Raw genomic sequence first — 12,296 nt, forward strand, 5'->3', positions numbered from 1 at the left:
TATGAAAAAATATATAATCCCGTTCATGGTGGCCCTGTCCGTGTTATCCTGCTCTAAAAAGGAAGCAGACCCGAAGCCACAGGCAAAAAAAGGTTTTGAGCTGAGCAATACGATGCTTAAATCAATCGATCTGGCTAAGGTTGAAAAGAAATACATTGAAGACAGCTACAATTTCTACGGAAAGATTTCAGCGGATAAGAATAGCTATATCGATGTTTATCCCCTGGTTGGCGGAAATGTGTTAAGTGTGAACGTCGAGCTTGGAGATCATGTGACGAAAGGGCAGGTACTCGCAACCATCCGGAGTACGGAGCTGGCGGAGGTTCAGAAAGATGTGAGCGATGCCCGGACCGATCTGGTGGTGGCCCAGAACAACCTTCGGGTAGCCAAAGAAATGTACGAAGGAAAGCTTAATACCGAAAGGGATGTGCTGGAAGCCAAAAGCCAGCTTCAGAAAGCCCAGGACCAGATGCAGCGCGCCAGCGCGGTAAGTACCGTTTACAATGTGAAAAAAGGAAATATTTACAGTGTGGTGGCTCCCATCAGCGGGTATATCGTCCAGAAAAACATCAATAAGGACATGCAGCTGAGAAGCGACCGCAGCGATAATATTTTTGATGTGGCCAATACCTCGAATGTTTGGGCCATTATGAATGTGAATGAATCTGACATCGATAAAATCAGCCTTGGCATGAAAGCCCAGGTTTCCACGCTGTCGTACCCGGATAAAGTGTTTGACGGGAAAATTGATAAGATCTTTAAGATTATCGATCCTGAAACCAACGCCATGCAGGCAAGAGTAGTGCTAGACAATCAGAACGGACTGCTGATCCCGGAGAGCAAAGCCACCATCAAAGTAATCAACTCTGAAAATACCATGGCCCTTGCCGTCCCGTCAAAAGCTGTGATTTTTGATGACAACAGAAGTTTCGTGGTGGTTTATAAATCCAGAACGGATGTAAAAGTAAAAGAGATAAAGGTCTTGAAGCAGGTCGACGATATTACCTACGTTTCCGAAGGACTTTCCGAAGGGGAACAGGTGATCACGAACAATCAATTGCTGATTTACCGTTCTCTGAACAGTTAATATTTTAATTAAACTTAAATTAAGATAAACATCACTTATATAAGTAGTTCAGTCCTAATTTCCTTTGCTGAGTGAAACGTGTTATGCTGAGCCGGTCGAAGTACCTTCGATCCTAAAAAAACACATAGTTTGTCAAAGAAATATTTGCACCCTTCGCGTTTAAAACAAATTCAATGACTTTTCCAGGTAAAAAAAATCCATCATGAACAAATTCATTAAAAATATAATTGCTTTCTCGCTTAAAAATAAAGCATTTACCTTTATCTGGGTAGCGATTCTGGCCGTTTCGGGATTCATCAGTTTCAAAAACATGCCCATTGAAGCTTTCCCGGACGTTACCAATACCCAGATCGTCATCATTACCCAATGGAACGGTCGGAGCGCGGAAGAAGTCGAGCGTTTCGTAACCACGCCGATTGAGCTGGCAATGAGCCCGGTACAGAAAAAGACCAGTGTGCGGAGTACCACCATGTTTGGGCTTTCCATTGTGAAAATCCTTTTCGACGATGGGGTAGACGATACGTTTGCCCGAAACCAGGTGAACAATCAGCTTCGGACCGTGAATCTTCCCGATGAGGTGGATCCTGAGGTGCAGCCGCCATACGGGCCGACCGGGGAAATTTTCAGATACACTTTACAAAGCAAAAAGAAAGATTCCCGTGAGCTGCTAACCCTGCAAAACTGGGTAATCGACAGGGCTTTAAGAGGCGTTCCCGGTGTGGCAGACATTAACGTGTTCGGCGGGCAGGACAAAGTTTTTGAATTGAGCATCGATCCGAGAGCTTTGGATAAATACAACCTTACACCGCTTCAGGTCTACGATGCGGTCACGAAGAGCAACCTGAACGTAGGAGGAGACGTCATCGAGAAAAACGGACAGGCGTATGTGGTGCGTGGGATCGGATTGGTAAAATCGGTAGCCGATATCGGAAATATCACGATACAGAATGACAGCGGAAACCCGGTGCTGGTAAAAAATGTGGCGGATGTACACGAAAGCTCGATGCCGAGAGTGGGGCAGGCCGGACTCAACAACCAGGAAGATACCGTAGAGGGAATCGTTGTGATGAGGAAAGGGGAAAATCCCCGTGAAGTGTTGGTTGGCGTGAAAGCTAAAATTAAAGAGCTGAATGAAAAAATCCTTCCGAAAGATGTAAAAATGGTGACGTTCTACGACCGGGACAACCTGATGGATTTCACCACCCATACCGTAATGCACAACCTGATCGAAGGAATCGTGCTGGTAACGGTGATCGTTCTGATCTTTATGGCTGACTGGAGAACAACATTGATTGTTTCCATCATCATTCCTCTATCCCTATTATTTGCCTTTTTATGTTTAAAGATGGCGGGGATGAGTGCCAATCTACTGTCGCTCGGAGCGGTTGATTTCGGGATTATCATCGACGGGGCCGTCGTCATGGTGGAGGGGCTCTTTGTGATGCTCGATCATAAAGCCCACAAATACGGGGATGAAAAATTCAATAAAATGGCCAAAGCCGGCTGGATCAAGCAGACAGGGACCGGCCTTGGAAAAGCGATTTTCTTTTCAAAATTAATTATCATCACCTCGCTGATCCCGATTTTCTCTTTCCAGAAGGTAGAAGGGAAAATGTTCTCGCCCCTGGCCTTTACTTTGGGATTTGCTTTAATGGGCGCTTTGATTTTTACTTTAACCCTGGTGCCGGTGCTTTCCCATATTCTCTTAAATAAGAATGTAAAGGAAAAGAACAATCCTTTTGTGAATTTCTGGGACCGGAGCGTTCTTAAAGGGTTTAATTATACTTTTAAGCATAAAAAATTAAGCCTGATCGTTGCCATTTCATTCCTCGCAGCTACTTTATTCTCGGCAAAATTTCTGGGAACGGAATTTTTACCTCAGCTAAATGAAGGATCATTGTGGATCACCGCGGAAATGCCGATGAGCTCCTCTCTGAAGGAGTCCTTAAAGACCGCAGACCTTTTGAAAAAAGACATCATGAGCTTTCCGGAAGTTACGGATGTACTCGCACAGACCGGAAGGAGCAACGACGGGACCGACCCGAACGGATTCGGATTCGTACAGTTCGCCGTCAACCTGAAACCGAAAGAAGACTGGAAACGGAAGATCACTTATGAAGAGCTGATCGAAGAAATCGATAAAAAGCTCAGGAACTACCAGGGAATTACGTTCAACTATTCCCAGCCTATTTCCGATAACGTGGCCGAAGCAGTAGCCGGTTTCAAGGCAGAGAACGGCATCAAGATTTATGGGGATAGCCTCCAGACCCTTGACCGGCTTGCTGAAGAAGTATTGAAGCAGGTAAAGGACATCAAAGGGGTAAAGGATGCCGGGATTATTAAAAACATCGGACAGCCCGAGGTAAGTGTTGTGCTTGACCGTGATAAGATGGCGGCTTACGGCGTTATGCCTGATGATGCGCAGTCGGTGCTGGAAATGGCCTTCGGTGGGAAAACCGCTTCTGAAATGTTCGACGGGGAGAGAAAATTCCCGATCCGTCTCCGCTATTCCCAGGAATACAGGAAAGACGAAAATGATATTGCAGCACTGATGGTGCCTACGCAGGACGGCGCTAAGATTCCTTTAAAAGAGATCAGCACGATTATAAAAGATAACGGAGCCGCATTTATTTACCGGGATGATATCAAAAGATATATCGGGATTAAATTTTCTATCCGAGACCGCGATCTGGGAAGTACCATCGCTGATGCACAGAAAGCGGTTTCCAAAATTGAACTTCCGGACGGCTACTCTGTCGGTTGGACCGGACAGTTTGAAAACCAGCAGCGGGCTTCCAAAAGACTTACGCAGGTAGTGCCGATCAGTATTCTGGGGATTTTCTTCCTGTTATTTGTCCTGTTTGGAAATATGAAAGACTCTTTACTGGTACTGGCGAATGTACCTTTCGCATTGATCGGGGGAATTATTGCCCTGCATGTGACGGGAATCAACTTTGGAATTTCAGCCGGGGTAGGGATGATTGCCCTGTTGGGAATCTGTATCCAGAACGGAGTGATTCTTATTACGGAATTCCACCAGAATGTCAAGAACGGGTTGAACCTGGATGATGCCATCCTGAGCGGCGTAAAATCAAGAACACGTCCGGTGATCATGACAGCCCTGATGGCGTCGATCGGGTTAATGCCTGCCGCGCTATCTACAGGAATCGGCTCAGAATCGCAGAAGCCTTTGGCTATTGTGATCATCGGAGGGCTAATTACGGCCACCGTTCTTACCTTGCTGATATTCCCGATCATCTTCTGGATTTTCAACAGGACCAGAAAGTCGCAGCAGATTTAGGTTCAACATGGGCGTGCTGTTAAAATGCGGGAAGAGGGAAGCTGGAGGTTTTTCCTTGCCGTATTATTAATATCAAATAGTTAGCTTAATTAAATTTAACTTGAATTTGATAATATTTAATTTGTTTTTAGCTATTTAAAGCAAGTGATCAGGGATTTTAAATACAATTTACACTTAACAGAATTCGAAGAAGATCATTCAGTATTTAAAGATTACTGGTTGTATTTTGGAAAAAAAATTCCAACCTCCAGCTTCCTTCTTCCAGCCAAATTAAAACACATCTCCAAATAAAGAACCGCGGAAAACTCAGTTTTCCGCGGTTCTTGCTATTGAAATAATTATTATGAGTCTAGAATCCTAATCCCACGGCAAATCCTTTTACTGCATTCGGGAAATCTGAAACAGAAGTCGCAGCTCCGGTAGTCGTGTTAATGCTGTAAAGCTTGGTAGTAGAACCTACAGTGGCCATCAGATAAGCTTTTTGGCTCATGCTTCCGATATCGAAGCCATTGCTGCTGGTGATATTGATGCCTAGAGATCCGGTTTCTACCAATACCCCGTTATTCGGAGGATTTTGCTGATAGAGCTTATCGGTATTATGGTCGATCACAAATAGAGTAGTGGAAGTAGCTCCTGCCACATTATTGGTGTATGCTGCTGCCCCGATCATCGGACTTCCCGGATTCAGGGTAAGGTCAACAAACGAAATGGCGCCGGTAACCGGATCCAGACGTAAATTTTGTCCGGTATTGCTCACTACCCGTATTTTATCAACGGTCGGATTAAAATCGAATCCGAAATCCGTACCTGCCAGTACAGTAGTAAATGGAGAGGATCCTACAGCTGTTGCTGCACCGGTTCCGAGATTGATCGTATACATTCTGCTGGTGCTTCCCAGAGCATACAATTGCCCGTTGGCCGGTCTGAAATCGATTCCTAAAATAGTTTCACCGCTCTGAAGCCCTGTTACTGCTTTTGAAACCGGCATCGGATTATTCGGGTTAAAGATCTGAAGGTTGTTCGAGCTGTCTACTGAATACGCCACTGCTTCGGTAGGAATGGCAATATCGATCACCTGCTGCTGAAGCGTTCCGATATTCGTTGCTTTTCCGCTGTTGAGGTCTAATAAATGAAGATTCGTATTCACAGCCAACAGAGCAGTAGCATTGTCGTATTTGATATCAAAAGCAGCCTGCCCAGTGAAAGTGGTTCCCAGGCTTCCTACTTCTACCAGAGCACCATTGTTAGGAGGATCCTGCTTGTACAGTTTCCCGGTAGTTACATCAATATCATACAAAACCGTGCTCGAAGCACCGGATTTGCTATTCGTATAAGCAATTCCCATAATGGAAGGAGTGCTTCCGCCATTGATGCTGATGTCTGTTGCGGCCACCAAACCTGTTTCCGGATTCAGCCTAAGGTTTTGCCCGCTGCTGCTTACCAGACGGATCCGGTCTACCACCGGATTAAAGTCTATAGAAACGGTGCTTCCTGAAATGGCAGGCGTAAAAGCAGTGCTGCTTACCACTCTTGCCGAAGCGTTGGACTGGTTGATGACATACAGTTTGCTGGCACTGGATAAAGCATACAGCTCGCCGGTAGCCGGCCTGAAATCGATGCTCATCAGTTTTTCTCCGGAAGCAACGCCTGAAACGGTGGTTTTGGAAGTAAAACTTTTGGGATTATTGGCATTGAAAGCCACCAATTCGTTATTTGAGGTAATTCCGTATACCAAAAGATCCGGTCCCTGCAGGGCAATTTCGGAAGACATTATGTTTTCTGAATCGTCACACGAAAATAAAATGGCTGTGCCAAAGACTGCCATGCATAAATGTAATAGTTTTCTCATAATATTATTATTTAGTAGTTCGTATTTCTATCTACGATAAAATATAAATAGCGGTTTTGGAGGTCGAAAATTTTTTTGTGTCCGATTTGAGTAAATTCGATACTAATCAATTATTTTCAGTGCATTACGAAAATGAAAAGAATCGGTAGATGTGTAAAAATTAAATAAATTCTTCTTTAAAGGCTGACAAAACATGTGATATTCAGTACGATGATTAGAGAGTTAGAAATAAACTTCAAGTCTCCAGCTGCTGTCTTCCAACTTTTAACCTGATTGCTATTTTGTATGAACATTAATTTATCGTATTCAGAATTAAACAGATAGTTTATAATTTAGGCAAAACGTCGATGAAGGATTTTCACAATTGAGAAAAATGTGTAAATTTGCAATCTCAATACATTGAAATATAAGGTTTGTACTTCATTGGATTTGAATATTGAAACTTTTTTTAAGAAAAAGGTTTTGGTATTTAAAAATTCATTATATTTGCACACCGAAAATTTGAAAAACAATAAATAAATAATTTTAAATCATGGCAAAGGAAACGTTTAATCGTAACAAACCACACTTGAACATTGGTACTATTGGTCACGTTGACCATGGTAAAACTACTCTTACAGCTGCTATTTCTGCTGTATTAGCTAGCAAAGGTCTTGCTGAGAAAAAAGACTTCTCTGCAATTGACTCTGCTCCAGAAGAAAAAGAAAGAGGTATTACTATCAATACTGCTCACATCGAATACGAAACTGAAAAAAGACACTATGCTCACGTTGACTGTCCAGGTCACGCGGATTACGTAAAGAACATGGTAACAGGTGCTGCTCAGATGGACGGAGCTATCGTGGTATGTGCTGCGACTGACGGACCAATGCCTCAAACAAGAGAACACATCCTACTTTGCCGTCAGGTAAACGTACCTAGAATTGTTGTTTTCATGAATAAAGTTGACATGGTGGATGATGCTGAGTTGTTAGAGCTTGTTGAAATGGAGCTTAGAGACTTATTATCTACTTATGAATTCGACGGAGATAACTCTCCAGTAATCCAAGGTTCTGCTCTTGGGGCTCTTACTGCTGCTACAGAAGGTAATTCTGATGACAAGTGGTTCAAGTCTGTAGAAGAATTGATGGATGCTGTTGACGAGTGGATCGAAGAGCCAACAAGAGATACAGATAAGCCATTCTTGATGCCAATTGAAGACGTATTCTCTATTACAGGTAGAGGTACTGTAGCAACTGGTAGAATCGAGGCTGGTATCATCAATACTGGTGATCCTGTAGATATCGTAGGTATGGGTGATGAAAAATTAACTTCTACAATTACAGGGGTTGAGATGTTCAGAAAAATCCTAGACAGAGGTGAAGCTGGTGACAACGTAGGTCTATTGTTGAGAGGTATTGAAAAAACCGACATCAAGAGAGGTATGGTTATCGCTAAGAAAGACTCTGTGAAGCCACACAAAAAATTCAAAGCATCTGTTTATATCCTTTCTAAAGAAGAAGGTGGACGTCACACTCCATTCCACAACAAATACCGTCCTCAGTTCTACGTAAGAACTACTGACGTTACAGGTGAAATCTTCTTACCAGAAGGTGTAGAAATGGTAATGCCTGGTGATAACTTAGAGATCACTGTAGAATTGTTACAACCAATCGCTCTTAACGAGGGTCTTAGATTCGCGATCAGAGAAGGAGGTAGAACAGTTGGTTCAGGTCAGGTAACTGAAATCTTAGACTAATCATCTATTAAACAATACAAAAAAGCTTCCGTAAGGAATTTCTTTACGGAGCTTTTTTAAACTACGGGCATCGTCCAATGGTAGGATACCGGTCTCCAAAACCGTTGATCAGGGTTCGAATCCTTGTGCCCGTGCAAAATACAATTATGAGTTCATTTGTCGATTTTTTAAAAGGTTCTTATAACGAATTCAGACACAAAGTTGAATGGCCAAAATGGTCTGACCTGCAGTCTTCTACGATCGTAGTAACTGTAGCAACGGTGATCCTGGCGTTATTTACTTTCGGGGTTGATGAATTGTTTTCAAAAGCAATCAGCAACATTATAGGAATGCTCATCAACGTGTTCAATTAATTATAAAAGTATTTTCCCAAAATGAGCGAATTGAAATGGTATGTGCTGAAAGCAATCAGCGGACAGGAAAATAAAGTGAAGAACTACATTGAGACGGAAATCAAGCGTTTAGGGTTTGAACAGTACGTTACTCAGGTAGTCATTCCTATGGAAAAGGTTATTCAGATCAGAAACGGTAAAAAAGTTCCTAAAGAAAGACCTTACTATCCTGGATACTTAATGATTGAAGCTGATTTGATGGGAGAAATTCCGCACGTTATCAAAAATATTCCCGGCGTTATTTCTTTCTTAAGTTTAACCAAAGGAGGAGATCCTGTTCCAATGAGAAAATCGGAGGTTAACAGAATGCTTGGAAGAATGGATGAACTTTCAGAATTTGCAAGCGATGTTGAAATCCCTTATATCGTGGGTGAGAACGTTAAAGTAATTGACGGACCATTCAACGGATTTAACGGAACCGTAGAGAAAATTCTTGAAGATAAAAAGAAAATTGAAGTTTCTGTTTTGATCTTCGGTAGAAAGACGCCAATGGAACTTAGCTACATGCAGGTTGAAAAAGTATAATAATTACTTAAAAATATATGATCCCGCTAATTGAGAAATAAGCGGGATTTTTTATTTATGTATTATTTTATAAAAATAAAGCCCATCCATTTGCTATTTCAAAAATAATTCATAATTTTGCAGTCCGAAAAGTAGGATTATTTAAGGTGAGAATGGATAACCTACTGAATAATAATGCTTCCAAACTCATTAATTATTCAAATTTAAAAAACAAACAATGGCTAAAAAAGTCTTTAAAATGGTAAAGCTTCAGGTGAAAGGTGGCGCAGCTAACCCTTCTCCACCAGTAGGTCCAGCATTGGGTTCTGCAGGTGTGAACATCATGGAGTTTTGTAAGCAATTTAACGGAAGAACGCAAGATAAGCCAGGACAAGTTTTACCTGTAGTTATTACAGTATACGAAGACAAATCTTTTGAATTCGTAATTAAAACTCCTCCTGCAGCAATCCAGTTGATGGATGCGGCTAAGATCAAGGGTGGTTCCGGAGAACCGAACAGAAACAAAGTAGGTTCTGTATCTTGGGATCAGGTGAAAAAAATCGCTGAAGATAAAATGGGAGACCTGAACTGCTTTACGATGGATTCAGCTATTTCTATGGTTGCAGGTACTGCAAGATCGATGGGATTAAGAGTAACAGGAACTAAACCAACTAACGCTTAAAACTTAAAGAAATGGCAAAATTGACAAAAAAGCAAAAAGAAGCTTTAAGCAAAGTAGAAAAAGGAAGAATCTATAACCTTGAAGAAGGTTCAGCACTGGTAAAAGAAGTAAACACTGCAAAGTTTGATGCTTCTGTAGACATCGCTGTAAGATTAGGAGTAGATCCAAGAAAAGCAAACCAAATGGTAAGAGGTGTTGTATCTCTTCCTCACGGAACCGGTAAAGATGTTAAAGTTTTGGCTTTGGTAACACCGGATAAAGAAGCAGAAGCTAAAGAAGCGGGTGCTGACTATGTAGGTCTTGATGAATATTTACAAAAAATCAAAGAAGGTTGGACTGATGTTGACGTTATCGTTACCATGCCGGCTGTAATGGGTAAATTAGGACCATTGGGTAGAGTATTAGGACCAAGAGGTTTGATGCCTAACCCTAAATCAGGAACTGTAACGATGGAAATCGGTAAAGCGGTAACTGAAGTAAAAGCAGGTAAAATTGATTTCAAAGTAGACAAATACGGTATTATCCATGCTGGTATCGGTAAAGTATCTTTCGATGCTGCCAAAATCAAGGAAAATGCTCAGGAATTGATTTCTACATTGATCAAAATGAAACCAACTGCTGCTAAAGGTACTTATGTGAAGTCGATTTATTTGTCTTCTACTATGAGTCCGGGTATTGCAATCGATACTAAATCTGTTAACTAATTTTAATCCTTAAGACAATGACAAAAGACCAAAAAGTTGTAGCAATACAAGAGATCAAAGATTTGCTTCAGGATGCAAAAGTAGTTTATGTAGCAGATCTGGAAGGTTTGAACGCTGCTAAATCTTCTGATTTCAGAAGACAGGCTTTCAAGCAAAATATCAAAGTAAAAGTAGTAAAGAATACACTTTTACAAAAAGCAATGGAGCAAATGGAAGGAGTAGATTACTCTGAAATGTTCCAGTCGTTCAAAGGAAACTCAGCATTGATGATTTCTGAAACGGCTAACGCTCCTGCAAAATTAATCCAAGGGTTCAGAAAGAAAGAAGAGAAGCCGGCTTTGAAGTCTGCTTTTGTTCAGGAAACTTTCTATGTTGGTGACAATAACCTAGACATGTTGGCAAACATCAAGTCTAGAGAAGAAATGATCGGTGAAATCATCGGATTACTTCAGTCTCCAATCCAAAGAGTTGTTTCTGCTCTTCAAAACAAGCCTGAGACAGTAGAAGCTAAAGCTGAAGAGGCTGCACCTGCAGCAGAAGAAGCTCCTGCTACTGAAACTCCGGAAACTCCAGCTGCTGAAGGAGAAGCTCCAGCTGCTGAATAATTTACACTCAAAAAATAATCAATAATCAACAAAAACATTACAACAATGTCAGATTTAAAAAATTTAGCTGAAACGCTAGTAAACTTAACAGTAAAAGACGTAAACGAATTAGCTGCTATCCTTAAGGATGAGTACGGAATCGAGCCAGCTGCTGCTGCAGTAGTAATGGCTGGTCCTGGTGCTGGTGAAGCTGCTGAAGAAAAGACTGAATTCGACGTAATTCTTAAGTCTGCAGGTGCTTCTAAATTAGCAATCGTTAAATTAGTAAAAGATTTAACTGGTGCTGGTCTTAAAGAAGCTAAAGATATCGTAGATGGTGCTCCTGCTCCAATCAAAACGGGTATCTCTAAAGACGAAGCTGAAGCTCTTAAGAAGCAATTAGAAGAAGCTGGTGCTGAAGTAGAATTGAAGTAATCATTTACTTTATAAAATACAGAGCCGCTCCACATATGGAGTGGCTTTTTTCATTTACGTGGTTAGACCCACATACTTACGATTGCTGGTAATAAAAAGTATTCTTTATTATCTAATCCTTACGATATTTATAATTCATCCTATATAGAATTATAGATATGATAAAGTTTTGAAAGGTTTATTGTAATTTATTGCAAAGTTAATACTGATTTTTATTGCAAGATTGAAATTAATAATTATATTTGCAAAAAAATTGCACAAATTGGGAAAAAGAATACAAAGTATTTCAGGCACTTGCCCCTATACGATCCTTTCTATAGGATTCGGGAAAGCTGCTTTCTGCATACTATTTCTTCTTCTTAATTTTCTTTATTCCCAGGAAGGGTTAAGTACCGCTCCTACCATCAGCCTCATTGGCGGTGCAAAAATCTATTCTGTCGATTCCGATTTCAACAGCCAGTTTATGGCTCAAAAAAATACAGATTACGAAATCAGCAGTTCAGGAGAAGCATATGTATTCAAATCGAAAGCAGATCCTTCTGTAAAGAAAATTGCTAAAAGAAAAGCAAAGACTTCAGTTCAGAATATTGACCAGGCAAGCCTAAAGAGAATAAAAAAGAATATATCGGATTTCGAGCAGCGAAAGAAATTATTTGCTTTCCGTAATATTCATGGTACTCCTTTTTCCCGGGAACTGCCATACTCTTCTGATTCCAGCCGAAACTATATTGTTCCTTCTACCGATTCTAACGATTTTTCAAAAGCATATATAATTTATTACAGTTTTTTGATTAGGTTGGTATTGGAACATTGCTACATTTGGAATTATCATTATTTTAATAACCGGTCTTTGGATTGCTATTTCTCCAAAACCTTTTCTGTGAGGCCTCCGCCATTATTTTTAGTCTAAATACAAATTCTTATAAAAATTTATTAAATGCTTTCCTTTTGGAAGGCATGCCTACATAATTAATTACTTTATGACTAAAAAATCCCATTTAACACAAATAAAAAAGACAG

Annotated in this window: 11 protein-coding genes and 1 tRNA gene; 11 read left to right on the forward strand and 1 reads right to left on the reverse strand. The window is 40.9% G+C overall.

Annotated features, from left to right (window positions below):
* Position 1: 1 nt before the first annotated feature.
* Together QE422_RS05125 and QE422_RS05130 are read left to right on the forward strand one after the other, a co-directional pair.
* The gene (locus tag QE422_RS05125; protein WP_307455621.1) at positions 2 to 1,087 is read left to right on the forward strand and encodes an efflux RND transporter periplasmic adaptor subunit; all 1,086 of its coding nucleotides are present in this window, start codon (positions 2 to 4) and stop codon (positions 1,085 to 1,087) included.
* Between the two features lie 202 nt (positions 1,088 to 1,289).
* Complete coding sequence (locus QE422_RS05130) at positions 1,290 to 4,388, forward strand: efflux RND transporter permease subunit (protein WP_307455622.1); 3,099 nt, start codon at positions 1,290 to 1,292, stop codon at positions 4,386 to 4,388.
* 349 nt (positions 4,389 to 4,737) lie between these two features.
* On the opposite strand, the gene QE422_RS05135 is transcribed toward QE422_RS05130, so the two are convergent.
* Entirely contained in the window at positions 4,738 to 6,237 is a 1,500-nt protein-coding gene (locus tag QE422_RS05135) for a DUF4394 domain-containing protein (RefSeq protein ID WP_307455624.1), read from the reverse strand.
* Positions 6,238 to 6,769: 532 nt separating this feature from the next.
* On the opposite strand from QE422_RS05135, the gene tuf reads away from it, so the two are divergent.
* From tuf to QE422_RS05180, 9 genes are all read left to right on the forward strand, one after another.
* Positions 6,770 to 7,975: an elongation factor Tu gene (tuf, locus tag QE422_RS05140; protein WP_149247730.1), complete on the forward strand. Its 1,206-nt coding sequence runs from the start codon at positions 6,770 to 6,772 to the stop codon at positions 7,973 to 7,975.
* A 63-nt stretch (positions 7,976 to 8,038) separates the two neighbouring features.
* Positions 8,039 to 8,109: transfer RNA gene (locus QE422_RS05145), tRNA-Trp, on the forward strand.
* A gap of 12 nt (positions 8,110 to 8,121) precedes the next feature.
* On the forward strand, positions 8,122 to 8,328 hold the full coding sequence (secE, locus tag QE422_RS05150; protein ID WP_146944460.1) for a preprotein translocase subunit SecE: 207 nt from the start codon (positions 8,122 to 8,124) through the stop codon (positions 8,326 to 8,328).
* A gap of 21 nt (positions 8,329 to 8,349) precedes the next feature.
* Positions 8,350 to 8,892, forward strand: coding sequence for a transcription termination/antitermination protein NusG (gene nusG, locus QE422_RS05155; protein ID WP_047435411.1), 543 nt, complete (start codon positions 8,350 to 8,352; stop codon positions 8,890 to 8,892).
* 217 nt (positions 8,893 to 9,109) lie between these two features.
* Positions 9,110 to 9,553: a 50S ribosomal protein L11 gene (gene rplK, locus QE422_RS05160; protein ID WP_149247733.1), complete on the forward strand. Its 444-nt coding sequence runs from the start codon at positions 9,110 to 9,112 to the stop codon at positions 9,551 to 9,553.
* A gap of 11 nt (positions 9,554 to 9,564) precedes the next feature.
* Positions 9,565 to 10,257: a 50S ribosomal protein L1 gene (rplA, locus tag QE422_RS05165; protein ID WP_100075647.1), complete on the forward strand. Its 693-nt coding sequence runs from the start codon at positions 9,565 to 9,567 to the stop codon at positions 10,255 to 10,257.
* A 17-nt stretch (positions 10,258 to 10,274) separates the two neighbouring features.
* A complete protein-coding gene (gene rplJ / locus QE422_RS05170) occupies positions 10,275 to 10,862 on the forward strand; it encodes a 50S ribosomal protein L10 (protein ID WP_307455630.1) in 588 nt (195 codons plus the stop codon).
* Between the two features lie 45 nt (positions 10,863 to 10,907).
* A complete protein-coding gene (gene rplL / locus QE422_RS05175; RefSeq protein ID WP_027380919.1) occupies positions 10,908 to 11,276 on the forward strand; it encodes a 50S ribosomal protein L7/L12 in 369 nt (122 codons plus the stop codon).
* 262 nt (positions 11,277 to 11,538) lie between these two features.
* Complete coding sequence (locus tag QE422_RS05180) at positions 11,539 to 12,186, forward strand: hypothetical protein (RefSeq protein WP_307455631.1); 648 nt, start codon at positions 11,539 to 11,541, stop codon at positions 12,184 to 12,186.
* The last annotated feature ends 110 nt before the right edge of the window (positions 12,187 to 12,296 follow it).

The sequence above is a fragment of the Chryseobacterium sp. SORGH_AS_0447 genome, assembly GCF_030818695.1.
Lineage (GTDB): Bacteria > Bacteroidota > Bacteroidia > Flavobacteriales > Weeksellaceae > Chryseobacterium.